Raw genomic sequence first — 25,031 nt, 5'->3', positions numbered from 1 at the left:
TCGGTCAGCTCAGCACCTCGTCCAGCGGCAGCACGTCCATGCCGTGCGCCTCGGCGACCGGACCGTAGACGACCTTGCCGGCGTGGGTGTTCAGGCCCAGGGCCAGCGCCGGGTCGTTGCGCAGCGCCTGCTGCCAGCCCTGGTTGGCCAGCTCCAGGGCGTACGGCAGGGTGACGTTCGTCAGCGCGTAGGTGCTGGTGTTCGGCACCGCGCCGGGCATGTTCGCCACGCAGTAGAAGATCGAGTCGTGGACCTTGTAGGTCGGCTCGGCGTGCGTGGTCGGGCGCGAGTCCTCGAAGCAGCCGCCCTGGTCGATGGCGATGTCGACGAGCACGCTGCCCGGCTTCATCCGGGAGACCAGCTCGTTGGAGATGAGCTTCGGGGCCTTCGCGCCGGGCACCAGCACCGCGCCGATGACCAGGTCCGCGTCGAGCACGGCCCGCTCGATCTCGTACGCGTTGGAGGCGACTGTCTGCAGGTGACCCCGGTAGATGGCGTCGGCGGAGCGCAGCCGGGCCACGTTCTTGTCCAACAGCAGCACCTCGGACTGGAGGCCGAGCGCGATGGCGGCGGCGTTCAGGCCGGACACGCCCGCGCCGATGACCACGGTCTTGGCCGCGTACACGCCGGAGACGCCGCCGGGCAGCACGCCCCGCCCGCCGCCGGTGCGCATCATGTAGAAGGCGCCCACCTGCGGGGCGAGGCGGCCGGCCACCTCGGACATCGGGGCGAGCAGCGGCAGCGAGCGGTCGGGCAGCTCGACCGTCTCGTACGCGATGCCGGTGACCTTCCGGTCGACCAGCGCGTCGGTGCACTCGCGGGACGCGGCCAGGTGCAGGTACGTGAACAGCACCTGGCCCTCGCGCATCCGGTGGTACTCCTCGGCGATCGGCTCCTTGACCTTGAGCACCAGCTCGGCGGTGTCCCACACCTCGTCGACGGTGGCCAGGATCTTCGCGCCGGCGGCGGCGAACTCGTCGTCGGTGATGCTGGAGCCGACGCCGGCGCCTGCCTCGACGAAGACCTCGTGGCCGTGGCGGGTGAACTCGTTGACGCCGGCGGGCGTGATCGCCACCCGGTACTCGTGGTTCTTGACCTCGCGGGGGATTCCGACCTTCACGATGCAGACACCTTCCTCCGGGGCGGCTCACCCCCGACTGCGTGGCCGCGCCGGCTCCGTTGCCGGCGCGGTCCTCCTGTCCCGCCGGCGGCAGTCTAGGCCCGTGGGAAGCCCGCTGACGGCGACACTGTGACATCCGGTGCCCGCTGGTCCTGACGGTGTGTCAGGCATGCCTCGGACTGCCCGGTGGAGACGCCATCCGCCGAGAGGACAAAGTTCGATGACATCTTCCCACCGGGCGAGCGGCGAGACCGACAGGACGTGAACCGATCACTATTGTGTCCGCTCATGACCACTCCTTATCAGCAGTACCCGCAGGGCGTCTCGGACAAGAGCAAGGTCGTCGCGGGTGTTCTCCAGATCCTCCTCGGCGGCTTCGGCATCGGCCGGTTCTACATGGGCGACACCAAGACCGGCGTCATCCAGCTCATCGTCACGCTGGTGACGTGCGGCATCGGCTCGATCTGGGGCATCGTCGACGGCATCCTGATCCTCGTCAACGGCGGTGTCGACGGGCAGGGACGCCCGCTGCGCGACTGACCACAGGCGCACGGAAGGGGCCGCCCGGCGCAGTGCGCCGGGCGGCCCCTCGTCGTTTGCGGATCAGCGCGGCAGCGGCGTCTCCGGGCGGCGCAGCTCGGTGAAGCCGGTGTCGCGGGCGCGGGCGGCGGCGAGCAGTCCGGCCACGCAGGACGCGTTGGTGATCTCGCCGGCCAGCACCATCCGCACCGCCTCGTCCAGGTCCACGCGGACCACCTGGAGGTCGGCCTCCTCGTCGTGCCGGTCGTGCCGCTGCCCGGCCGGCACGTCGGCGAGGTCGCGGGCCAGGAACACCCGGACCACCTCGTCGGCGAAGCCGGGCGAGCTGTGCAGGTCGACGAGCACGTCGACGCGGCCCGCGGTCAGGTCCGCCTCCTCGGCCAGCTCCCGCAGCGCGGCGGCGTCGAGGTCCTCGCCGCCGACGTCCATCAGCCCGGCGGGCAGCTCCCACAGGTGCCGGCCGACCGGATGCCGGTACTGGCGGATCAGCATTACCTGACCGGCTTCGTCGAGCGCCACCACCGCGACCGCGCCGACGTGCCGCACGTAGTCGCGGGTCACGCTGCCGCCGCCGGGCATGGTGACGTCGTCGCTGACCACGGAGAAGATCCGGCCGGACCAGATCTCCCGGCGGCCGGTCACCTCGTACCGGTGCTCGGCGCCGCTCACGCCGCCTCCCCGCGCGCCCGCGCGGACCGGCCGCTCACTTCGCGGACGCCTTCGCGCCGCCGCCGCGCCCGGCCTTCTCCGCCGCGCCGTCCAGGTCCACCGGCAGCTGGTCGGCCTGCGAGTACGCCACGGCGGCGCCGACGAACGCGGCGAACAGCGGATGCGGCCGGGTGGGGCGGCTCTTGAGCTCCGGGTGCGCCTGGGTGGCCACGAAGAACGGGTGCAGGTCGCGGTCCAGCTCGACGAACTCCACCAGCCGCCCGTCCGGCGAGGTGCCGGAGATCCGCAGGCCGGCCTTGGTGAGCTGGTCCCGGTAGGCGTTGTTCACCTCGTACCGGTGCCGGTGCCGCTCGCTGACCTCGGTGCTGCCGTACGCCTCGGCGACGATCGAGCCCTCGGCCAGCTTCGCCGGGTACGCCCCGAGCCGCATGGTGCCGCCCAGGTCGCCGCGCCCGGCGACGATGTCCTCCTGGTCGGCCATGGTGGCGATGACCGGGTGCACGGCCTCCTCGTCGAATTCGAGCGAGTTCGCCCCGTCGAGGTTGCCCAGGTGGCGGGCCACCTCGATGGTCATGCACTGCAGGCCGAGGCAGAGGCCCAGCAGCGGGATGCCGTTCTCCCGCGCGTACCGGGCGGTGCCGACCTTGCCCTCGATGCCGCGGACGCCGAAGCCGCCGGGGATCACGATGCCGTCGACGCCGGACAGCGCGGCGGCGGCGCCCGCCGGGGTCACGCAGTCGTCGCTGGGCACCCACTTGAGCTGGACCCGGGCGCGGTGGCCGAAGCCGGCGGCCCGGATGGCCTCGCTCACCGACAGGTACGCGTCGGGCAGGTCGACGTACTTGCCGACCAGCGCGACGGTGATCGTGTGCCGGGGCTGGTGCACCCGCTCCAGCAGGTCGTCCCAGCGGGTCCAGTCCACGTCGCGGAAGGACAGGCCGAGCCGGCGCACCACGTACGCGTCGAGGCCCTCCCGGTGCAGCACCTTCGGGATGTCGTAGATGCTCGGCGCGTCCGGCGCGGCGGTGACCGCCTCCCGGTCGACGTCGCAGTACAGCGACAGCTTCTCCTTGACCTTCTCCGGGATCTCCCGGTCGCAGCGCAGCACCAGCGCGTCGGGCTGGATGCCGATGCTGCGCAGCTGCGCCACCGAGTGCTGGGTCGGCTTGGTCTTCAGCTCGCCCGACGGCGCCAGGTACGGCACCAGCGACACGTGCAGGTAGAAGCAGTTGTCCCGGCCCAGGTCGTGGCGGATCTGCCGGATCGACTCCAGGAACGGCAGCGACTCGATGTCGCCGACCGTGCCGCCGACCTCGGTGATCACCACGTCGGGCACCTGGCCCTCGGCGTCCGGGTCGGCCATGCCGAGGATCCGGGCCTTGATCTCGTTGGTGATGTGCGGGATGACCTGCACCGTGTCGCCGAGGTACTCCCCGCGCCGCTCCTTGGCGATCACCGCCGAGTAGATCTGGCCGGTGGTGACGTTCGCCTTGCCGGAGAGGTCCCGGTCGAGGAACCGCTCGTAGTGGCCGACGTCGAGGTCGGTCTCGGCGCCGTCCTCGGTGACGAAGACCTCGCCGTGCTGGAACGGGTTCATCGTGCCGGGGTCGACGTTCAGGTACGGGTCGAGCTTCTGCATCACCACGCGCAGTCCGCGCGCGGTCAGCAGACTGCCGAGGCTGGAGGCGGTGAGGCCCTTACCCAGCGAGGAGGCGACGCCCCCGGTGACGAAAATGTGCCTGGTCGTCCGTGCTGTAGGGGCCAAGGCCTGCTCCCGTGTCGTCCGTAGCGGTCGTGCGAACCGCCGTGCCGATCAGCAGAGTGATCACGCGATCCACGGGATTCCACGGTAACACCATCCGGACCGTGAGCTGGCGTCGCACCCGCTGTCGGCGCACGCGGGGCCGGTGCCGGCCCTCCCCCGGCGCTCCTCCGGCCCGGGTCCGGGCCGGGTCCGGGCCCTTGATCGATACCAGCTCGCCGGTGTGCTGCCTTCCACCGGGCCTCGACCCCGCCACCTCCCCGACCTGGCGAAGGCGCCAGACCTGGCGGGCACGCGGACGGGGTCAGCGGGCAGGGATGTCCGAGGACGCCGGGGTCGGCTGCGCGGGCACCTGCACGGCGGTCCCGTGGTCGGGGTCGTGGTCGGCCCGGAGGTCGCCGGCATCGGCGCGCGGCCCGTCCGGCGTTTCCTTGCCCGCGCAATCCGGCCGGTCCGGTTCGTCCGGTTCCTCGGTCTCCCCCGGGTTGCCCGCACCGTCGGCGGCCGACCGACCACCACCCGCACCGCCGGCGGCCGCGCCGCCCCTGGAGGAGTTGTCCGGGCCGCCCGGTGGGACCGCGCCCGTCTCGCCGCCGCCACGCCCGCTGTCGGGCACCGTGCGGTCGGTGGAGTGGTCGAGCACCCGCAGCGCCGCCAGGGCCGCCATCGGCACCACGAGGGCCGCCGCCGCGCCCGCCACGTCCAGCGCCGACCCGCTGAGGACGCCGCCCAGCCCGACGGCCACCCCGGTGCCGGCCATCGCCGCCCGGATCGCCGGGTAGATGCCGCACAGCCGCATCAGCCCGCCCCACGGCTGGAGCAGCGCGAGCCAGACCAGCGCGGCCCCGGCCAGGGCCAGCACGGTGAGCGGGCTGTTCATCAGCGTCTGGATGTTGGAGCTGCTGGACCGGTGCACGGTGAGCCCGCCGGTGCCGTCACCGAGCGCCGCGAGGAAGCGCCCCAGGCTGCCCCGCTCCGCCGCCGGACGGCCGAGGTCGACCAGGGCGAAGCCGACGGTGACCGCCAGCGCGGCCATGGTGGCCCAGGCCAGCCGGCTCACCGTGAGCCAGCCGCCGCTGCAGATCGCGGCCGCCACGCTGACCCCGGCGGTGAGCGCGATCGCGCCGATCGAGTCGGCGCCCAGGTACGGGCTGCCCACCACCACCACCGCGAGCCCGCCGACCGTCACCATCACCATCGGCCGCCAGCCCCGGCGGAACCGCTGGGCGAGCCAGCCGCCGCACAGCAGCGCCCCGGCGACGAACACGCCGAGCCCGACGGTGCCGAGCCCGGCGTACCGGCCGCCCTCCAGCGCCGAGTAGCCGACCACGCCGTTGAGCTGCAACCGGGAGCCGGTGAGCACGTCCACGCCGACGACGAGCGTGGCCAGCCCGGCAACCGCCCCGAGCGGGCCGAGCGTGCGCTCGTACCCGGGACTGAACCGGACCACGGCGGTGCCGGCGACGACGAGCAGCGCGGTCACCGAGGCGTACCAGAAGCCGGCGTGGTCCCCGCGCCACCAGGGCACGGCGTCGGCGAGCAACGCCGCGGGCACCGCGAGCGCGACGGCGACCAGCAGCAGCTCCACCGCCGCGACGATCCGCCGGGACACCGGTTCCGGCCCGTGCGGACCGGCGAGCCGGCGGGCCCGGCGCAGCAGCGGCAGCACCGCCACCGCGAGGGCGAGCTGGGCGGCGGCCAGCAACGTGAAGAACCAGCCGGCGACGCGGCGCTGGGCGGCGGCCTCCCGGTCCGCGTCGGCCGGCGCCTCGATCGCGGCCCGCAGGTCGTCGGGCCGGTCGTCGACCGTCACCGCGGGCCGGCCGAGGAACGCCCGTTCCGGCATCGGCCTGTCGAGCACGGCGAGCACGGTCGGGGCCAGGTCGATCAGTTGCAGGTAGCCGGACCGGGCGGTGCTGGGCGAGGTCAGCCACCCGCCCTCCCAGCCGGGGCCGTCGGCGACCGCGACGTGCAGCCGCGCCGGAGAGTCGGTGTCGGACACGCCGGCGACGAGCACCAGCGAACGCGGCGGTCGGGCGGCGAGCACCCGGGCCAGCCGGGCGTCGGCCTCCCGCGCCTGGGCGGCCCGTACGGCCGGGTCGTCGTCGTCGACGGTGCCGACGTCGACGATGCTCAGCACGCAGGAGCCGAGCAGTTCCGCCGGGTTCTCGGGGAGCGAGGGGGCGTACCTGTCGACCCGGCCGAACGGGCGGGCCGCGGCCACGGCGGCGCCCGGCCCGACCGCCACCGAGCAGCGCACCGACTCGGCCAGCGCGCCGGGCGTCGCGCCCCAGGAGAGCTGCTCCTGGTTGTGCGCCACCGCGCTCGGCTGGTCGGGCAGGTTCGCGCCGATGCCGTCGGGCCGCTCGACCGTCACACCGGTGGCCGGGCAGCCACCGCCCGGCCGGGCGCCGGGCCAGGCGGCGAAGTTCCCCGCGCCGAGCGTGAGCCAGCCGTCGACCGGGCAGGTGGGGCGGTGCGCGGAGCGCACCGACAGCGACCCGATCGCGCCCTGCTCGGCCATCCGCCACAGCGTCGGCGTGTTCTCCGGGTCGACGTCGTCCCACCGCAGGCCCGCCGCGCCGACGAGCACCACGAAGTCGGCGCCGGGCCGGGTCGCACCCTCGTCCGGGCGGGCGGAGAGCGCGGTGATGCCCAGCGCCACCACGACCAGCGTCAGCAGCACCGGGGTCAGTCTGCGCAGCATCAGCGGTTCCCGGTCGAGAGCTGGGGTGCCAGCTCGGCGTAGAGGCCGGCGAGCGCGGCCACGGTGTCCGCCTCGGTGGGCCAGGTCGCGGCCCGCGTCAGGCCACGGCGGCCCAGGTCGGCCCGGCGTACGGGGTCGTCGAGCAGGTCGCGCACGGCCGCGTCGACGGCGTCCACGTCGCCGGGCGGCACCAGCACCGCCGCGTCGCCGACCAGGTCCGGCAGCCCGCCGACGGCGGTCGCGACGAGCGGCACACCCGCCCGCAGCGCCTCCTGCGCGAACAACTGGCGGGCCTCCCAGTCGCTCGTCACCACCGCCAGGTCGGCGGCGCCCAGCAGGTCCGCCACGTCGGCACGGTGCCCGAGCAGCGTCACCGGCGCGCGGGCGGCCGAGATCCGGGCGGCCAGCGGCAGGTACGCCGGGCCGCTGCCGGCGATCACCACGAGCGGGACGGGAGTACGGGTCCGCCAGCGGGCGGCGGCGTCGATCAGCACGTCGTACCGCTTCTGCGGGTGCAGCCGGCCCACCGAGAGGATCAACTGCTGGTCGGCGGCGACGGCGAACTCGGCGCGTACCGCCGTGCGGCGGCGGCGCGGCGCGGGCAGCGCCGGCGCGGCGACCGGAGCGAGGCGGGCGTCGGGGGCGCCGAGCGCGGCGGCGCGGTCGACCAGGTCGGCGGAGGCGCCCAGGGCGACCCGCACGGACCGGGCGACGACCCGCTCGACCAGCCGGGACACCGCGCCGCGCAGGCCACCGGCGAGGACCGCGTTGTGCCAGGTGACGACCAGCGGCGCGGCGGGGCGGGCGAGCGCGGCGACCAGGCCGGCGCGCAACCCGTGCGCGTGCACCACGTCGACGGGCGTGTCCGTGAGCGCCCGGCGCAGCGCGGTGACCGCGCGCGCGTCGCCCGGCGTGGGGCTGGCCGGGATCTCCACCGGCGTGAACCGGGCCCCGGCGCCGGTGAAGTCGAACTGTTCCTCGGTGGCGGCCGGGCCGCAGACCAGCACCGATGCGCCGGCCTCGGTGAGCCCCCGGGTGATCGAGCGCACGTGCTGCCCGACCCCGCCGGTGCTGGAGGCGAGCACCAGGGCCACCGACCCGGGCCAGCGCGGTGCCGGCGAGGCGTCCGTCATGAGGAAACGGTCTCCCTTCCGTCACCCCGCTCGCCGGGGTGCTGCTGCGCCGGCGGGCCGTCGTCCCCGCCGGCCGGGCGTCGCCGGCCCAGCCGGCGGGTCACGGTCGCGAGCAGCGGCCGCAGGTCGCGGGCGTCGGTCAGCCAGGCGACGGCGAGGAACAGGACACCGACCACGACCCCGGACAGCATGCCCTGCGCGAGGGCCCACGGTGTCGCCGGGGTGCCGTCACCGAGCCCGGCGAGTCCCGCCGCGGCGGCCGCCCCGCCGGCTCCGGCGACGACTGCGGCGAGCAGCCCGGCGGCTCCGGCCCGGCCGACCCCGGCCAGCGCCTCGCCACCCGCGGCCCGCCGGACCGCGGCGACCAGCAGCCCGCCGAGCAGCAGCATGCCGGCCGAGGTCGCCAGCGTCACCGCGGGCACCCGGTCGGCCAGCGGCGCCACCTGCGCGGACACCACGGCGAGCGCGGGCACGCTGAGCCAGCCGAGCGCGGTCGCGACGGTGGCCGCGCGGGTCTCGCCCCGGGCGTACAGCGCGCGGGTGAGGACCGCGAACAGGCCGTAGCCGACCAGGCCGGGCGCGAAACCGGCGATCCCGGCCGCGGCGGTGCGCGCGTCGAGGGGGTCGGAGAAGAAGAAGTGCCCGACCGGGATCGCGGTGCCGGCGAGCGCGGCGGCGCCGAGCAGGCTGAGCAGCACGACGCCGCGTACCGCCGGGGCCAGGGTCTCCCGGTAGGCGCGCTCGTCGCCGGTGGCCCGGGCCGCCACGAGCGTCGGGTACGCGGCCACCGCGAGCGGCACGGCCAGCACCGCCCAGGGCAGGAAGTAGACGGTCTGGGCGAGGTTGTAGACGCTGACGTCGGCGGTGCGGCCGTAGGTGACCTGGTTGAGCGCGACCACCAGGGCGACCTGCTGGGCGGCCACGGTGACCGCCCCGGCGACCACCAGACCGCCGACCCGGGCACGGGCGTCGGCCGGGAACCGGAAGCCCGGCCGGATCCGCAGCCGCAGCCGGCGCACCGGGATCAGCAGCGACAGCGAGAGCACCACCACGCCGACCGTGGTGCCGGCGGACAGCAGCAGTTCGCCACCGCGCCCGGCCTCCCCGATCGTGGCCAGCCGCCCCTGCGCGGCGGTGAAACCGAGGTAGACGGCGATGACCGTCACGCTGGACAGCAGCGGCGCGATCACCGGCCAGGCGAAGCGGCGGTGCGCCTGGAGCACACCGGTCAGCACGATCCCCACGCCGTACAGCGGCAACTGCGGCGCGAAGACCCGCAGCATCCGCGCGCCTGATGCCTGCTGCGCCTCGCTGAGGCCGTTTCCGATCAGGCCCGGCAGCGGATCGGCGAACAGCGCCAGCAGGACCGCCAGCGGAACCAGCAGGCTCAGCGTCCAGGTCAGCAGCGCGCCGGTGGTGGCGGCCACCGCGCGCCGGTCACCCGCCTCGACGGCGCCGGCCAGCAGCGGTACGACGAGACTGGCGAGCGCCCCACCGGCGACGATCTCGAAGATGAAGTTCGGGACGTAGTTCGCCACCAGGTAGGCACCACCGAGATCGGTGGGGCCCAGCATCCAGGTGAACACGGCGGTACGGCCGAAGCCGGCGAGCCGGCTGAGGACGGTGAGGACAGCGATGAGGGCGGCCGCCCCGGCGACCCGGCCGGCGGCGGCGAGAGGAGCCGGTTTCGTCACGTCAGTCCGGGAGCCGGCCCAGCTCGTCGAGGTGCCGCAGCCCCGGGGTCCGCGCGATCACCTGGGTGAAGCTGACCTTCTCGCTGGCGGCGGTGAGCGCGGCGAGCACGGCCAGCACGCCGGCCCGGCCGAGTGGCCCGGTACGCGCGGCAAGGCTCACCCCGAGCAGCGCGCCGAGAGCGTTGGCGCCGCTGTCGCCCACCATCACCCGCTCGCCCAGATCGTCGCCGACCAGCGCGGCCGACGCGCCGACCGCGCCCGCGGCGACGCCGCCGTACGGGCCGGTGGTCAGCGGCGCGCCGAGCAGCATGCCGGACTTCAGCGCCCGGCCGGGCCGCAGGTCGAGCAGGTTGACCAGGTTGGCGGTGCCGGCCACCACGCCGGCCCCGAGCAGCACGTCGACCCCGCGGCCGAACGCCCCGGCCCGCCGGCGGCGCGGGTGTGCGGCGACCCGCTGGTCGGCGGCGAGCAGCGCCGCGGCGCCCAGCCCGGCCACCCCCACCCCGGCGACCTTGACCATTCCGGCGGTGACCTGGCCCTCGCGCAGCGCGGCGAGGTGCCCGGCGAACCCCTTGGCGGCCTTCTGCTCGGGGCGCGCGCCGACCACGTCGTCGTAGAGGCCGACCGCTCCCGCGCCGAGCCCGGCGACCAGCGCGGCGGCACCGGCCGGGGCGCTACCGGCGCCCAGGGCGGCCCCGGTCGCCGCGCCGACGGCCAGGGCCGGACCGGCGGCCAGGGTCACGGTGCGGCCCCGGTAGTTGGTGCGCTCCAGCGCCGGACCGCCCGGCGACGTGCGCGTCTGGCGCAGCACGTAGCGGGCGGCCAGCGCTCCCGCGCCGACGGCCAGCAGCCGACCCAGTCTCACGGGACCTCCTCGATCCGGACTTCGAACGCGACGCGGGACGGACCGGGCGGCCCGGAGCGGTCACCGGGGCAGTGTAGGCACCCGGGCGGCGGCGTTGTCGCCCACGCCGTACTGGCCGGTCTTCTTGTCGGTGAGCTGCTCCGCCAGGGCGAGACTGGTGACCAGCTGGCCCTCCACGGTGTTGGCGTTGTCGACGGTGGAGATGGTCTGCGACAGGACCGGGTCGTCGCGGACCACGGAGACCAGGTTCCCGCCGGTCGACCCCATGCCGGCGACCACCAGCGCGCCGGCCCGGTCGAACTGCTCGGCGATCTTCACCACCGACTCGTCCTTCTTCGCCGAGTCCTTGTCCACGTACGGCTGGCCGGTGACCATCACCACCGCCTCGGCAGCGGTGGAGATCCGGTCCGCCGGGGTGAGGTATCCGGCGGTGGCGTACTGCTCCAGCACGGCGCGCCGGTCGGCGTCGCTGACCGGCGGGCTCTCGGCCGGGCGGTCCACCAGCACGTTGACCAGCAACGCGCTGGAGGTCTCCACGCCGTGCCCGTTGCCGGGCAGGTTGCCGGTGGGGGCGCTGTTCGGCCGGGCCGCGGTGACCGCCAGTTCCAGCAGGTTGTTGTTGCTGTCCGGGTTGACGAACTTGTCCTGCACGTCGATGCGCCCGGTGACGTCGGCGCCGGCGGTCTGGAGCATCTTCACCACGCCCTCGGCCTGGTCCCGGCCGCTGGGCAGGGTGAGCACCAGCACCCGGCGGCCGGTCAGCTTGCCGGGCAGGACGAGCTGGGCCATCTCCGCGGCGAAGTCCTCCTCGGTCTCCAGCTGCTTCTGCATGCTGTTGACCGACTGGCGCATCAGCGAGTTGTCCTTGCGCAAGCCGTTGACGTTCTCCCGGAGCGAGTCGGCGACCGGCCCGTTGAGGGCGGCTGTGCCGACCACCAGGCCGATCGCCAGCGCCAGGAACACCGCGGTCAGGGACACCACGTGGTAGCGAAAGTTGATCACGCTTGCAGCCTCTTGATCGTCGGGGAGCTAGAAGAGCTGGCCGAGCTGGAACACAAAATTGTCCCACCATTCGGAGACCACGCCCAGATACGCCTTCCCGACGGTGGAGACCGCCACCGCGGAGGCCATGGCGGCCACCGCCGACAGGACCAGCAGCAGCAGCGACGACCCGGAGATGCTCTGCCGGTAGAGCCGGCTGACGCCCTTGGCGTCGACCAGCTTGCCACCCACCTTCAGCCGGGTCAGGAACGTCGACGCCATGCCGCCGCGCCCCTTGTCGAGGAACTCCACCAGGGTGGCGTGCGTGCCGACCGCCACCAGCAGCGAAGCGCCCTTCTCGTCGGCCAGCAGCATGGCCAGGTCCTCGCTGGTGGCCGCCGCCGGGAAGGTGATCGCCGGGACGCCGAGCCCGTTGACCCGGGCCAGGCCCGGCGCCCGCCCGTCCGGGTAGGCGTGCACGATCACCTCGGCGCCACAGCGCAGCACGTCGTCGGTGACCGAGTCCATGTCCCCGATGATCATGTCGGGGGTGTAACCCGCCTCGACCAGCGCGTCGGCTCCGCCGTCCACGCCGATCAGCACCGGCTTGAACTCCCGGATGTACGGGCGCAGCACGTCCAGGTCGGCCTTGTAGTCGTAGCCGCGCACCACGATCAGGCAGTGCCGGCCCTGGATCTGGGTCTGGATCTCCGGCACGCCGACGCCGTCGAGCAGCAGGTCGCGTTCCTGGCGCAGGTAGTCCATCGTGTTGGCGGCGAACGCCTCCAACTGCACCGACAGGCCCTCCCGGGCGTCGGCCATCGACTTGGCCACGGTCTCGGCGTCCTGCAGCGAGCCGTGCGAGACCGGATCGTCGCCGACGAAGACGGTGTTGCCCTCGATGCGGACCCGGTCGCCCTCCCGGACCTGCTCGAAGACGCTCTCGCCAAGATCGTCCAGCAGCGGGATGCCGGCCGAGACCAGCACCTCCGGGCCGAGGTTGGGATAGCGGCCGGAGACCGACGGCTTGGCGTTGAGGACCGCCGCCACACCCACCGCGACGAGCGAGTCGGCCGCCACCCGGTCCAGGTCGACGTGGTCGATGACCGCGATGTCGCCGGGTCGCAGCCGCCCGACCAGCCGTTTCGTCCGGCGGTCGAGGCGCGCGGTGCCGACGATGGAGCCCGGCTCCGGGTTCCGGCTCCGGCGCAGTGTGGGTAGACGCATCGTGACCATCCTGGCATGTGGGGCAGGTTTTGCTGTCGCGACATGCCTGAGCAGGGCCGCCTACCCAGGGAAGCACACCGGAACGCGTGCCGGTGTGCTTGCGCTCACAATCGGGGTATCACGGACGCCTTTCCTTGGCCGCCACCGCCAGGAGCTCCTCGGCATGGGCGATACCCAGATCCGAGTCCGGCAAACCGGCGAGCATCCGGGCCAGCTCCCGGGCACGCTCGGTGTCCTCCACCACGCGCACCCCGCTCGTGGTGACCGCTCCCCCGGTGTCCTTGGCCACCACCAGGTGCCGGTCGGCGAACGCGGCGACCTGCGGCAGGTGCGTGACCACGAGCACCTGGTGGCTGCGGGCCAGCCGGGCCAGCCGGCGGCCGATCTCCACCGCGGCCTGACCGCCGACACCGGCGTCGACCTCGTCGAACACCAGCGTGGGCGGGCCGCCGGAGCCGGCGAAGACGACCTCGATGGCGAGCATCACCCGGGACAGCTCGCCGCCGGAGGCGCCCTTCTGCAACGGCAGCGCCGGGGCGCCCGGGTGTGCCAGCAGCCGCAGCTCCACCTCGTCGGCGCCGTCCGCGCCGACGCCGGTCTCGGCGCCGTTGACCGGCAGGCTCGGCTCGGACCGGCCCGCCGGGCGCGGTAGCACCGCCACCTCGATGCGGGCGTGCGGCATGGCCAGCCCGGCCAGCTCGGCCGTCACCTCCTCGGCGAAGCGGACCGCTGCCTCCCGGCGGGACGCCGAGACCCGGCCGGCGAGGTCGGCCACCTCACCGGCGAGCCGGGTCGCCTCGCGGTCCAGCTCGTCCAGCAGCTCGTCGGACGTGTCCAGATCGGACAGCCGGGTCCGGGCCCGCTCGGCCCACGCCACCACGCCGTCGACGTCGTCGGCGTACTTGCGGGTGAGCGCGCGCAGCGCGGCCCGCCGCTCGTAGACGGTCTGCAGGCGAGCCGGGTCGGCGTCCAGCGCGGCCAGGTAGGTCGACAGCTCCGCGGCCACGTCCGTGACGAGCGTGGCCGCCTCCTCCAGCCGGCCCGCCAGCTCACCCAGCGCCGGGTCGGTGCCGGCCTGCGCCTCCAGCGTGCGGCGCGCGGTGCCCAGCAGCGCCGTCGCGTCCGGCGTCTCGTCGGTCGCCTCGACACCGCCGGCCACGCACTGCTGGGCCACCTGCGCGGCGGTACGCAGCCCTTCGGCGTGCTCCAGCCGCTGCGCCTCGGCCTTCAGCTCGTCGTCCTCCCCCGGCTGGGGGTCCACCCGGGTGATCTCGTCCAGGCCCAGGCGCAGCAGGTCGGCCTCCTGGTTGCGCTCGCGGGCGTTGCGCCGCCGGTCGGCCAGGTCGTCGACGACGGTGCGCCACCGGGCGTACGTCTCACGCAGCGCGTCCAGCAGCTTCTCGTGCTCCGGCCCGGCGAACCGGTCGAGCGAGGCGCGCTGCTCGGCCGGGCGCAGCAACCGCAGCTGGTCGGACTGGCCGTGCACGGCCAGCACCTGCTCGCCGACCTCGCCGAGCGTGGACACCGGCATGGCGCGCCCGCCCAGGTGCGCCCGGGAGCGGCCCTCGATGGTCACGGTGCGGCTGAGCAGCAGCGAGCCGTCCTCGTCGGGCTCGCCACCGGCGTCGAGGATGCGGGCGTGCACCGCCTCGGCCACCCGTCCGCTCAGGCGCAGCCGGCCCTCCACCGCCGCGCGGCCCGGCTGGGCACGCACCCGGCCGGCGTCGGCGCGGCCGCCGAAGAGCAGGCCGAGGCCGGTCACCACCATGGTCTTGCCGGCGCCGGTCTCGCCGGTGATGACGTTCATCCCCGCGGCCAGCGGCAGCGTCGTGTCCTCGATGACGCCCAGTCCGGTGATGCGCAGCTCTTCCAGCACAGCACCCGACAGTAGCCCCGCCGTGTGACAGTTGACCAGCCGGCAGGGCGAGGCGCGGGCACCCGTACAGTTCAGCCCCGTGCTAAAGGAGATCGGCCTGACCCCGGACGAGGAGGAGCTCTACCGCAGCCTGGTACGGGCGAACACGGCCCGGGCCGGTGAGCTCGCGCAGCGGCCGGGGTGGCCCCGCGCGGAGGTCGTCGCCCGGCTGGACGTCTTGCGCGACAAGGGTCTCGTGCTGCCGACCGGGCCGGAACCGGACGCGCCGCTGCGGCCGCTCGCGCCGCTCGGCGAGGCGCTGCTGCGCCGCCAGTCGGCGCCAACGTGCACGACGGGGTGGAGGCCGGGACGCCGGAAACCGCGTCGCCCAGCTCGCGTGCCGCCGCTTCCTCCGGCGGCGGCCCTGCGACCTGTCGGCCCGGCCGGGATCGACGCCCGGCCGGACACGGCGTGCCGGTCCGCCCGCCGCGGCCGGCTACGACGCTCCGGCGTCCCGGCCGTCGCGGCCCCGACCACCCCCTGGCCGAGCCCGCGACAGGTGGGCCGCATCCGGGAAGCGGCGGGCCTCACCGCCGCGCCCGGACTCACCTCGTCGCGGCCCGTACACTCACCGTAACGCGCGCGAGCGCCGGGACCGGTGGGCCGAACGGAGGTTTCCGCTGAGCCGCTGGTCAGCGTCGGTTGCCCCGCCAGCCCTGGACCGGAAGGTCGAACTTGGCCACCAGCCGGTCGGTGAACGGGCGTGCCCGCAGGCGCACGATGCGCACCGGCAGCGTGCCCCGGCGCACCGTGACCCGGGCGCCGGGCGGCAGGTCGTAGACGCGCCGCCCGTCGCAGCACAGCACCGCCAGGGTGGTGAACGGGTCGACGGTGATGACGAACGTCGAGGTGGGCGCGGTCACCAGCGGGCGACTGAACAGGGCGTGCGCGCTGATCGGCACCAGCAGCAGTGCCTCCACCTCGGGCCAGACCACCGGCCCGCCGCCGGAGAACGCGTACGCGGTCGAGCCGGTGGGGGTCGCGCAGATCACGCCGTCGCAGCCGTACCGGGACAGCGGCCGGCCGTCCACGTCGACGAGCAGCTCCAGCATCTGGGCGCGTTCGCCCTTCTCCACGCTGATCTCGTTGAGCGCCCACGACTCGATGGTCGGCCCGCCCTCGAACTCGGCGGTGACGTCGAGGGTGAGCCGTTCGTCCACCGTGTAGTTGCGGTCGACCACGTCCCGCACGGCGGTGTCCAGGTCGTCGATCTCGGCCTCGGCGAGGAAGCCGACCTTGCCCAGGTTGATGCCGAGCAGCGGCACCTTGGCCGGGCGGGCCAGCTCGGCGGCGCGCAGGAACGTGCCGTCCCCGCCGAGCGCGAACACGATCTCGGCGCCCTCGGCGGCCTCCGGGCCGGTCACCGGCACCACGCCCGGCAGGTCCAGGTCGTCGGCCTCCTCGGCCACCACCCGCACCTCGAACCCGGCGGCGATCAGGTCGGCGGCCACCGCGCGGGCGTGCTCCGTGCTGCGTCGACGGCCGGTGTGCGTGACCAGCAGCGCGGTACGGCTCACCCGGACACCTCCTCGGTCGTGGCCGCCGTCGCGGCGGCGCCCTGCGGGCCGGCGGCCACCACCGCGCGGACCCGCTCCGGATCCGCGGCGGGCGCGCCCCCGCGCAACCATACGAAGAACTCGACGTTGCCGCTCGGCCCGGGCAGCGGGCTGGCCGCCACGCCGGCCAGGCCGAGGCCCAGCGCGGCGGCGGCCGCGGCCACGTCGAGCACCGCCTCGGCCCGCAGCGCCGGGTCGCGGACCACACCGCCGGCACCGACCCGCTCCTTGCCGACCTCGAACTGCGGCTTGACCATCAGCGCCAGGTCACCGCCGGGCCCGGTGCACGCGGCCAGCGCGGGCAGCACCAGCCGCAGTGAGATGAACGACAGGTCGGCCACCGTCAGGTCGACCGGGCCACCGATCGCCTCCGGCGTGAGGGTACGCACGTTCGTGCGCTCGAACACCCGCACCCGCTCGTCGGTACGCAGCGACCAGGCGAGCTGCCCGTAGCCGACGTCCACGGCGACCACCTCGGCGGCGCCGCCGCGCAGCAGCACGTCGGTGAACCCGCCTGTCGACGCGCCCGCGTCCAGGCAGCGCCGGCCGGCCACCGTCAGCCCGCCGGGGGCGAACGCAGCGAGCGCTCCGGCCAGCTTGTGGCCACCCCGGGAGACGTACTCCTGCGCCGGATCCTCGCCGGTGACCAGCAGCGGGTCGGCCGGGTCGACCATCGCCGCGGCCTTGCGCGCCTGCACTCCGCGCAGCTGGACGCGACCGGCCTCCACGAGCGCGGCGGCCTGCTCCCGGGAGCGGGCCAGCCCGCGCCGGACCAGTTCGGCGTCCAGCCGGGTACGACGAGCCATCAGGTGTCTCTCCGCCTCTGCTCAGGCCTGGTCGATGGTGGCGAGGGTCTCGCGCAGCGTCTCGTACGCCGCCTCGTACTGGGCGATCTGGTCGGCCGGGGGGAGCGCCTCGGCGTTGGCCATGCCGAGCACGGCGGCGTCGACCGCCGGGTGCCGCGCCTCGCCGACCTCCTCGACCGGCGCGGGGCGTACCCCCGGGGGCGGTCCGGGCCGCGGACCCGGCGGCGGGCCGGGCCGGGGCGCGGTCACGAGCCGGCCGCCCGGCGCCCGGTGGCCTTCTTCGCCGGCCGGGCGGGCGCGGCGGGCGAGTCGTCGGCAGGGGTACGGGCCACGGTGGCCGGCGGCTTCTTCGCGATCGCCTTCTTGGCCACCGTCTTCTTTGCCAGCGCCTTCGTCGGCGTCGTCGCGGGGGCCTTCGCCGGCGTGGTCGCCGGGGCTTCGGCGGCGGACGATCCGGTCGTCGACGGCTCCGGCGCGGGCGGCCCCGGCTTCGGCGAATCGGCGTCCGCTGGCTCGGACGGCTCGGTCCGCGGCGAGGCGGCGGCGGCCCCGGCCGGTGCGGTGGCGGGCTCGGACGATCCGGTGGACGGCGTGTCGCCCGGTCCGAGGTGGCCGCGCGCCTCGCGCAGCTGCCGCTCCAGGTCGTGCACCCGGCGGGTCAGCTCGGCGACCTCGTCGGCGGTGGCCAGCCCGACCGCACCCAGCGCCCGGTCCACCTCGAAGCGGACCAGCTTGGTCAGCGACTCCCGGTTCGCCAGGCCGGTCGCGACCAGTTCCTCGGCGAGCGTCTGGAGCTGGGCGGCGGTCGCGCCGCCCTGGCCGACGACGCGCATGACCGCGTCCTGTGCCTTCTTCCGGGGCGCCTCCGTCAGGCCCATGGCCAGCTCGAGGTAGGCGCGCCACGCGTCCTGCATGCCTGAGTCCTTCCGCGGGGCGAGGTGTGCAGGTGCCACGCTACCGGGCACCCCGGACGCCCCATTGCGGTACGGTGCCGGGAACGGCGTGGTTCGTGGTGAGGAGACGATGTGGCCAGCGTGGACGAGTGCCGGCAGGCGTTGCAGGACCTGGCCGCGCGGCTGGACCGCAACGCCGAGGCACAGGGGCGCATCGACCTCGACCGCACCCTGGCCTGCCGGATCACCGACCTCGGCACGGCGTTCCACGGGCGGCTGGAGGGTGGCCGGCTGGTCGACCTGGCCGACGGCGACGACCCGAAGGCGAAGATCGCGCTGAGCACCGGCAGCGACGACCTCGTCGCGCTGGTGGACGGCCGGCTCGACGTCATGTCGGCGGTGGCCTCCCGGCGGGTCTCGATCAAGGCGAATCCGTTCGACCTGATGAAGCTCCGCAAGCTGCTCTGAGCGGCCCGGCTGCCTCAGTCGTCGAGACCGAACGCGGCGAGGGCCTCCTCCGCCGCCGGGGACTGCGCCCGTACGCGCGGCCCGGCCGCCGTCGACCAGGCCACCTCGCAGAGCGCCGCCAACGCCTCCAGGGGCGGTCCCGCGCCGTCGAGCACGAGGTCCGCGCCGGCCTCCGTCACCGACCAGCCGCCGTCTGCGGCCCGGCCCGGCACCGCCACCACGGCGGCCGGGTCGAACAGGCCCGCCAGGTCGAACGAGACGTACGCGGGGCGGCGCTCCTCGGGTGCGGCCAGCAGCTCGGCGGCGTCGCTGACGCCGGTGAGCACCAGCAGGCTGTCCAGTCCGGCCCGGCGGGCACCCTCGATGTCGGTGTCCAGCCGGTCGCCCACCACGAGCGTGCGCCCGGTCCCGGCCCGCCGCGCGGCGGTGGTGAACAGCGCCGGCTCCGGCTTGCCCACCACCACGTCCGGGTCACGGCCGAGCGCGGTCCGCAGCACCGCGACGAGTGAGCCGTTGCCCGGCAGCGGGCCGCGCGGGCTGGGCAGCGTGCGGTCCGTGTTCGTGGCGTACCAGGGCGCGCCCGCCCGGACCGCCAGGGACGCCTCGGCCAGATCGGACCAGCCGACCTGCGGGCCGTAGCCCTGGGCCACGGCGGCGGGCTCCTCGTCAGCTGTGGACACCGGCCGCAGGCCCACCGCGCGCAGCTCGGCGCGCAGCGCCTCCGCGCCGACCACGAGCACTGGTGCGCCCTCGGGCAGCCGGTCGCGGAGCAGCTCGGCCGTAGCCGCCGCGGAGGTGAGCACCTCCGCCGGCTGCGCCGGCACGCCCATGCGGGTGAGCAGGTCGGCAACCTCGCCGGAGCGGCGGGAGGCGTTGTTCGTCGCGTACGCGACCGCGCGCCCCTCGGCGTGCAGCCGGCCGACCGCATCGACCGCGCCGGGAATGGGCCGGTCGATCAGATAGATGACGCCGTCCAGGTCGAAGACCACGAGCGAGTACGCCTCGGCCAGCGGACCGCCCGCCCCGGCGCGGCCGGGTTCTCCCCGATCCGCGCCGGAGGCGGTGTCACCGGCGTACCCGGTCATCGGCGCTCCGCCGCCTCGCCCTCTCCGCCCGCGACGTCACCCGGCGCGGGCCGGTCGGCCTCGTCCGCCGGGGTGGCGTCCGCTGCCTCGGCAGCCGCGGTGGTGGCCGGTTCCTCGTTCGCCGGGACGAAGGCCGGGGTGGTGGCGGTGCCGGCGGCGAGCGAGCCGGCCTCGGCGTCGGTCAGCTCGTCGTCGGCCCGTGCCGCGTCCCCGCCGGCGCCCGAGGTGACGTCGCCGCCGCTCAGCCGCGCGTCATCCTCGCGGTCGTCCTCGTCATCGTCATCGTCGCCGTCCTCGTCCTCGTCCTCATCGTCGTCGAGGTCGTCGCCGGCGGCCTCGGCCGACGGCTCGGACGCGTCCGTGTCGTCCTCCGGCTCGTCGTCGCCCTCGATGACCACGCCGTCCAGCTCCAGCAGCCGCTCGGCGGCGTCGGTCTCCCCCTCGGAGTCGACGTCGGCGGCCCGGGAGAACCACTCCCGTGCCTCCTCGCGCCGGTCCACCGCCAGCAGGGCGTCCGCGTACGCGTAGCGCAGCCGCGCCGCCCACGGCTCGGCCGAGTCGCCGGTCAGCTCGCGGACCTGGAGCATCGCCACCGCGGCGTCCTTCTGCCCGAGGTCACCGCGCGCCCCGGCGGCCACGATCAGAAGCTCGATCGCGACGGCCTGGTCGAGCTTGTCCCGGTCCGCGCCGCGGAACAGGTCGATGGCCCGCTCCGGCCGGCCCAGCGCCCGCTCGCAGTCGGCCAGCACCGCCAGGTGGCTCTGCAGGCCGGTCATCCGGTGGTACGTCCGCAGTTCGGCGATGGCGGTCTGCCACTCGCCCGCGTGGTACGCGGCCAGACCGACGGCCTCCCGCACGGCGGCGATCCGCGAGGCGAGCCGGCGGGCCGCCATGGCGTGTGCCAGCGCCAGCGCCGGGTCCTCGTCGATCAGCAGACCGGTCGCGACCAGGTGCCGGGCGACCGTCTCCGCCACCGGCTTGGCGAGGGAGAGCAGCTCCGCCCGGACGGCCGAGTCGAGGTCGCTCGCGACGACGTCGTCGGGCAGCTCCGGTGCCTCACCGGTACGCCCCTCGCCGCGCTCGTCCCGGCGCTCCCGCTGCGGGCCGTAGTTGCCGGTCCGACGGTCGTCGCCGCCCGGCCGGTCGCCGTAGCCGCGGCGTTCACCGTCCCGCTCGCCCCGGAAGCCGCCCGGCCGCCGGTCGTCGCGACGGTCGTCGCGCCGGAAGCCACGGTCGCGGTCGCCGCCGCGGAAACCGCCCTCACGGCGGTCGCCACCACCCGCGAAGCTCTCCCGGCGGTTGTCGCCGCCCTGGTAACCACCTTCACGACGGTCCCCGCCACGGGCGCCACCGTCACGGTCGCCACCGCGGAACCCGCCCTCACGACGCTCACCGCCACGGGCGCCACCGTCACGATCGCCGCCACGGAAACCACCCTCACGACGGTCCCCGCCACGGAAACCGCCCTCGCGGTCGCCACCCCGGAAACCGCCCTCACGACGCTCACCGCCACGGAAACTGCCGTCCCGGTCACCACCACGGAAACCGCCCTCACGACGATCGCCACCGCGGAAACCACCCTCGCGACGGTCGCCGCCGCGGAAACCGCCGTCACGATCGCCGCCACGGAAACCACCCTCACGACGATCGCCGCCACGGAAACCACCCTCACGACGGTCACCACCACGGAAACCACCCTCACGACGGTCACCACCACGGAAACCACCCTCACGACGGTCACCGCCACGGAAACCACCCTCGCGGTCACCACCATGGAAACCACCCTCACGACGATCACCGCCACGGAAACCACCCTCGCGGTCACCGCCCCGGAAACCACCCTCACGACGATCACCGCCACGGAAACCGCCGTCCCGGTCACCGCCACGGAAGCCACCCTCGCGGCGGTCACCGCCGTCGCGACTCCCGCTGCGGAAGCCACCCTCGCGGTCGCCACCCCGGAAGCCGCCCTCGCGACGATCGCCGCCCCGGAAACCGCCCTCACGGCGATCGCCACCGGCGAACCCGCCGCCCTCACGGCGGTCACCGCCGCGGTAGCCGCCGTCACGGGCGCCGCCTTCACGACGATCGCCGCCGCGGAAACCGCCCTCACGGCGGTCGCCGCCCCGGAAACCACCGTCACGGGTGCCACCTTCACGGCGGTCGCCGCCGCGGAAACCGCCCTCGCGGTCGCCGCCCCGGAAACCGCCTTCGCGACGGTCGCCGCCCGGACGGTTTCCACTCCGGAAGCCGCCCTCGCGGCGGTCACCACCGCCGAAACCGCCCTCCCGGCGGTCGCCACCGCGGGCGCCACTGTCACGGTCGCCACCACGGAAGCCGCCCTCGCGGCGGTCACCACCGCGGAAGCCGCCCTCCCGGCGGTCGCCACCGCGGGCGCCACTGTCACGGTCGCCACCACGGAAGCCGCCCGGGCGGTCGTCGCGGCCGCCCCGGTACGAGGGACGGTCATCGCGACGACCGTCGCGGCCGGCGTCACCACGCCCCTGGCCGCGGTCGGCGCGATCCTCGTAACGACGGGGGCGGTCCCCGCCCTGGGGTCCTGAGCTCACGGGTACATCCTTCCTGATGGCGTTTCCGCCGAGAACGCTAACGCAGTCGAGGGCCGCCCCTGCTGGGGCGGCCCTCGACTGGAAGATTGTCCGGCGGTGTCCTACTCTCCCACACCCTCCCGAGTGCAGTACCATCGGCGCTGGAGGGCTTAGCTTCCGGGTTCGGAATGTTGCCGGGCGTTTCCCCTCCGCCATGACCGCCGTAACTCTATGAACATGTCAACCAACCCATCGGTGGGTGGTGGTTTGTTCAGAGTTGCACAGTGGACGCGTAGCAGCTTGGTAGTCAAGTCCTCGGCCTATTAGTACCGGTCAACTGAACCCGTTACCGGGCTTACATTTCCGGCCTATCAACCCAGTCGTCTAGCTGGGGGCCTTACCCCACAATGTGGGTGGGATACCTCATCTTGAAGCGAGCTTCCCGCTTAGATGCTTTCAGCGGTTATCCCTTCCGAACGTAGCTAACCAGCCGTGCCCCTGGCGGGACAACTGGCACACCAGAGGTTCGTCCGTCCCGGTCCTCTCGTACTAGGGACAGCCCTTCTCAAGTATCCTACGCGCACGGCGGATAGGGACCGAACTGTCTCACGACGTTCTAAACCCAGCTCGCGTACCGCTTTAATGGGCGAACAGCCCAACCCTTGGGACCTGCTACAGCCCCAGGATGCGACGAGCCGACATCGAGGTGCCAAACCATCCCGTCGATATGGACTCTTGGGGAAGATCAGCCTGTTATCCCCGGGGTACCTTTTATCCGTTGAGCGACACCGCTTCCACATGCCAGTGCCGGATCACTAGTCCCGACTTTCGTCCCTGCTCGACCTGTCAGTCTCACAGTCAAGCTCCCTTGTGCACTTGCACTCAACACCTGATTGCCAACCAGGCTGAGGGAACCTTTGGGCGCCTCCGTTACCCTTTAGGAGGCAACCGCCCCAGTTAAACTACCCACCAGACACTGTCCCTGAACCGGATAACGGTCCGAAGTTAGATACCCAAATCAACCAGAGTGGTATTTCAAGATTGCCTCCACCCATACTGGCGTATGGACTTCACCGGCTCCCACCTATCCTACACAAGCTAATTCAGATACCAATGTCAAGCTATAGTAAAGGTCCCGGGGTCTTTCCGTCCTGCCGCGCGTAACGAGCATCTTTACTCGTACTGCAATTTCGCCGGGCCTGTGGTTGAGACAGTGGGGAAGTCGTTACGCCATTCGTGCAGGTCGGAACTTACCCGACAAGGAATTTCGCTACCTTAGGATGGTTATAGTTACCACCGCCGTTTACTGGCGCTTAAGTTCTCCGCTTCGCCCTTGCGGGCTAACAGGTCCCCTTAACGTTCCAGCACCGGGCAGGCGTCAGTCCATATACATCGAATTACTTCTTCGCATGGACCTGTGTTTTTAGTAAACAGTCGCTTCCCCCTGCTCTCTGCGGCCATACAACGCTCCACCCGCGCGGGGCTTCACGTCTCCGGCCCCCCTTCTCCCTAAGTTACGGGGGCAATTTGCCGAGTTCCTTAACCACAGTTCGCCCGATCGCCTCGGTATTCTCTACCTGACCACCTGTGTCGGTTTGGGGTACGGGCCGCTCAGAACTCGCTAGAGGCTTTTCTCGGCAGCATAGGATCACTGACTTCACCTGAATCGGCTCGGCATCACGTCTCAGCCTCAATGGCGTGCGGATTTGCCTACACGCCGGCCTACACGCTTACCCCGGCACAACCACCGGCCGGGATCAGCTACCTTCCTGCGTCACCCCATCGCTTGACTACTACCCGTCAGGTTCCCACGCTCCCCACCATCGGTCCGAAGACCTCCGGCGGTTCGGGTGGTTAGCACAACGAGGTTCGTCAGGGTCGCTCTTTCGCGGGTACGGGAATATCAACCCGTTGTCCATCGACTACGCCTCTCGGCCTCGCCTTAGGTCCCGACTCACCCAGGGCGGATTAGCCTGGCCCTGGAACCCTTGGTCATCCGGCGGAAGGGTTTCTCACCCTTCTTTCGCTACTCATGCCTGCATTCTCACTCGTGCCGCGTCCACAACTGGGTCACCCCGCTGCTTCACCCCCGGCACGACGCTCCCCTACCCACCCACACACCTGCACCTGGCATCAAGGCCAGGCGAAGTTATTGTGTGAATGCCACAGCTTCGGCGGTGTGCTTGAGCCCCGCTACATTGTCGGCGCGGAACCACTTGACCAGTGAGCTATTACGCACTCTTTAAAGGGTGGCTGCTTCTAAGCCAACCTCCTGGTTGTCTATGCGACCCCACATCCTTTTCCACTTAGCACACGCTTAGGGGCCTTAGCTGGTGATCTGGGCTGTTTCCCTCTCGACTACGAAGCTTATCCCCCGCAGTCTCACTGCCGCGCTCTCACTTACCGGCATTCGGAGTTTGGCTGATTTCGGTAAGCTTGTGGGCCCCCTAGACCATCCAGTGCTCTACCTCCGGCAAGAAACACGCGACGCTGCACCTAAATGCATTTCGGGGAGAACCAGCTATCACGGAGTTTGATTGGCCTTTCACCCCTAACCACAGGTCATCCCCCAACTTTTCAACGTTGGTGGGTTCGGCCCTCCACGCGGTCTTACCCGCGCTTCAGCCTGCCCATGGCTAGATCACTCCGCTTCGGGTCTAGAGCATGCGACTCAAACGCCCTATTCAGACTCGCTTTCGCTACGGCTCCCCCACACGGGTTAACCTCGCCACATGCCACTAACTCGCAGGCTCATTCTTCAAAAGGCACGCCGTCACCCCGCAAGGCTCCGACGGATTGTAGGCGAACGGTTTCAGGTACTATTTCACTCCCCTCCCGGGGTACTTTTCACCATTCCCTCACGGTACTCGTCCGCTATCGGTCACCAGGAAGTATTTAGGCTTACCAGGTGGTCCTGGCAGATTCACGGCAGATTTCAGGAGTCCGCCGCTACTCGGGAACACCCACAGAAGACCAGCGACTTTCACCTACCGGACTATCACCGTCTACGGTCAGCCATTCCAGACTGTTCGACTAACCACTGGCTTTGTAACTTCTCCAA

At 73.0% G+C, this 25,031-nt stretch carries 20 protein-coding genes and 2 rRNA genes (1 of these 22 cut by a window edge); 4 read left to right on the top strand and 18 right to left on the bottom strand.

Going from position 1 to position 25,031, the window contains the following annotated elements; all coding sequences use genetic code 11:
• Window positions 1–4 precede the first annotated feature (4 nt).
• Window positions 5–1,120, bottom strand: a complete 1,116-nt coding sequence (gene ald, locus KSK32_RS23655; RefSeq protein ID WP_216933169.1) for an alanine dehydrogenase — start codon at window positions 1,118–1,120, stop codon at window positions 5–7.
• A gap of 186 nt (window positions 1,121–1,306) precedes the next feature.
• On the opposite strand from ald, the gene KSK32_RS23650 reads away from it, so the two are divergent.
• The gene (locus KSK32_RS23650) at window positions 1,307–1,660 is read left to right on the top strand and encodes a TM2 domain-containing protein (protein WP_374226724.1); all 354 of its coding nucleotides are present in this window, start codon (window positions 1,307–1,309) and stop codon (window positions 1,658–1,660) included.
• A gap of 63 nt (window positions 1,661–1,723) precedes the next feature.
• Here KSK32_RS23650 and KSK32_RS23645 read toward each other — a convergent pair whose 3' ends face one another.
• From KSK32_RS23645 to recN, 9 genes are all read right to left on the bottom strand, one after another.
• Window positions 1,724–2,329, bottom strand: coding sequence for an NUDIX hydrolase (locus KSK32_RS23645; RefSeq protein WP_216933167.1), 606 nt, complete (start codon window positions 2,327–2,329; stop codon window positions 1,724–1,726).
• A gap of 34 nt (window positions 2,330–2,363) precedes the next feature.
• Window positions 2,364–4,094 carry a CTP synthase gene (locus tag KSK32_RS23640; protein WP_216933166.1) on the bottom strand — a complete coding sequence of 577 codons (1,731 nt, stop codon included), beginning with the start codon at window positions 4,092–4,094 and terminating at the stop codon, window positions 2,364–2,366.
• A 301-nt stretch (window positions 4,095–4,395) separates the two neighbouring features.
• Window positions 4,396–6,798 (bottom strand): hypothetical protein, encoded by a 2,403-nt coding sequence (locus tag KSK32_RS23635; RefSeq protein WP_216933165.1) that lies wholly within the window; start codon window positions 6,796–6,798, stop codon window positions 4,396–4,398.
• Entirely contained in the window at window positions 6,798–7,931 is a 1,134-nt protein-coding gene (locus tag KSK32_RS23630; protein WP_216933164.1) for a glycosyltransferase family 4 protein, read from the bottom strand. Before KSK32_RS23630 ends, KSK32_RS23635 begins: the two co-directional genes overlap by 1 nt.
• Window positions 7,928–9,625, bottom strand: coding sequence for a murein biosynthesis integral membrane protein MurJ (gene murJ / locus KSK32_RS23625; protein WP_216933163.1), 1,698 nt, complete (start codon window positions 9,623–9,625; stop codon window positions 7,928–7,930). The genes KSK32_RS23630 and murJ overlap by 4 nt, the downstream gene beginning before the upstream one ends.
• Window position 9,626: 1 nt before the next feature.
• Window positions 9,627–10,490, bottom strand: coding sequence for a hypothetical protein (locus KSK32_RS23620; RefSeq protein WP_216933162.1), 864 nt, complete (start codon window positions 10,488–10,490; stop codon window positions 9,627–9,629).
• Window positions 10,491–10,550: 60 nt separating this feature from the next.
• A complete protein-coding gene (locus tag KSK32_RS23615) occupies window positions 10,551–11,492 on the bottom strand; it encodes a copper transporter (RefSeq protein WP_216933161.1) in 942 nt (313 codons plus the stop codon).
• A 27-nt stretch (window positions 11,493–11,519) separates the two neighbouring features.
• Window positions 11,520–12,698, bottom strand: coding sequence for a putative cytokinetic ring protein SteA (gene steA, locus KSK32_RS23610; RefSeq protein WP_216933160.1), 1,179 nt, complete (start codon window positions 12,696–12,698; stop codon window positions 11,520–11,522).
• Window positions 12,699–12,816: 118 nt separating this feature from the next.
• Entirely contained in the window at window positions 12,817–14,574 is a 1,758-nt protein-coding gene (recN, locus tag KSK32_RS23605; RefSeq protein ID WP_216933159.1) for a DNA repair protein RecN, read from the bottom strand.
• A 79-nt stretch (window positions 14,575–14,653) separates the two neighbouring features.
• Here recN and KSK32_RS33585 point away from each other — a divergent pair, with 79 nt between their 5' ends.
• A complete protein-coding gene (locus KSK32_RS33585) occupies window positions 14,654–15,190 on the top strand; it encodes a helix-turn-helix domain-containing protein (RefSeq protein ID WP_289256370.1) in 537 nt (178 codons plus the stop codon).
• A 55-nt stretch (window positions 15,191–15,245) separates the two neighbouring features.
• On the opposite strand, the gene KSK32_RS23595 is transcribed toward KSK32_RS33585, so the two are convergent.
• From KSK32_RS23595 to KSK32_RS23580, 4 genes are read right to left on the bottom strand one after another with little or no spacing between them, the layout of a single operon-like run.
• The gene (locus KSK32_RS23595; RefSeq protein WP_013285580.1) at window positions 15,246–16,130 is read right to left on the bottom strand and encodes an NAD kinase; all 885 of its coding nucleotides are present in this window, start codon (window positions 16,128–16,130) and stop codon (window positions 15,246–15,248) included.
• Window positions 16,127–16,975: a TlyA family RNA methyltransferase gene (locus tag KSK32_RS23590; protein WP_216927952.1), complete on the bottom strand. Its 849-nt coding sequence runs from the start codon at window positions 16,973–16,975 to the stop codon at window positions 16,127–16,129. Before KSK32_RS23590 ends, KSK32_RS23595 begins: the two co-directional genes overlap by 4 nt.
• A 21-nt stretch (window positions 16,976–16,996) precedes the next feature.
• Entirely contained in the window at window positions 16,997–17,224 is a 228-nt protein-coding gene (locus KSK32_RS23585) for a hypothetical protein (protein ID WP_216933158.1), read from the bottom strand.
• A complete protein-coding gene (locus tag KSK32_RS23580) occupies window positions 17,221–17,889 on the bottom strand; it encodes a phasin family protein (RefSeq protein WP_216927951.1) in 669 nt (222 codons plus the stop codon). The genes KSK32_RS23585 and KSK32_RS23580 overlap by 4 nt, the downstream gene beginning before the upstream one ends.
• Window positions 17,890–18,000: 111 nt before the next feature.
• Here KSK32_RS23580 and KSK32_RS23575 point away from each other — a divergent pair, with 111 nt between their 5' ends.
• Window positions 18,001–18,336 carry an SCP2 sterol-binding domain-containing protein gene (locus KSK32_RS23575; RefSeq protein WP_216927950.1) on the top strand — a complete coding sequence of 112 codons (336 nt, stop codon included), beginning with the start codon at window positions 18,001–18,003 and terminating at the stop codon, window positions 18,334–18,336.
• A gap of 14 nt (window positions 18,337–18,350) precedes the next feature.
• On the opposite strand, the gene KSK32_RS23570 is transcribed toward KSK32_RS23575, so the two are convergent.
• Both KSK32_RS23570 and KSK32_RS33580 read right to left on the bottom strand, forming a co-directional pair.
• Entirely contained in the window at window positions 18,351–19,421 is a 1,071-nt protein-coding gene (locus tag KSK32_RS23570; RefSeq protein WP_254187160.1) for an HAD-IIA family hydrolase, read from the bottom strand.
• Entirely contained in the window at window positions 19,418–20,395 is a 978-nt protein-coding gene (locus KSK32_RS33580) for a Replicase polyprotein 1ab (RefSeq protein WP_289256369.1), read from the bottom strand. The genes KSK32_RS23570 and KSK32_RS33580 overlap by 4 nt, the downstream gene beginning before the upstream one ends.
• On the opposite strand from KSK32_RS33580, the gene KSK32_RS23560 reads away from it, so the two are divergent.
• The gene (locus KSK32_RS23560; RefSeq protein ID WP_216933157.1) at window positions 20,372–21,985 is read left to right on the top strand and encodes a hypothetical protein; all 1,614 of its coding nucleotides are present in this window, start codon (window positions 20,372–20,374) and stop codon (window positions 21,983–21,985) included. The genes KSK32_RS33580 and KSK32_RS23560 overlap by 24 nt on opposite strands.
• Window positions 21,986–22,079: 94 nt before the next feature.
• Here KSK32_RS23560 and rrf read toward each other — a convergent pair.
• Window positions 22,080–22,196, bottom strand: a 5S ribosomal RNA gene (gene rrf / locus KSK32_RS23555).
• 77 nt (window positions 22,197–22,273) lie between these two features.
• Window positions 22,274–25,031 (bottom strand): 23S ribosomal RNA (locus KSK32_RS23550) (it continues 350 nt past the right edge of the window).

The sequence above is a fragment of the Micromonospora sp. WMMB482 genome (assembly GCF_019038635.1).
Taxonomy (GTDB): domain Bacteria; phylum Actinomycetota; class Actinomycetes; order Mycobacteriales; family Micromonosporaceae; genus Micromonospora; species Micromonospora marina.
The sequence above is the reverse complement of the archived record's forward strand: the minus strand, read 5'-3'. Positions and strand labels throughout refer to the sequence as shown.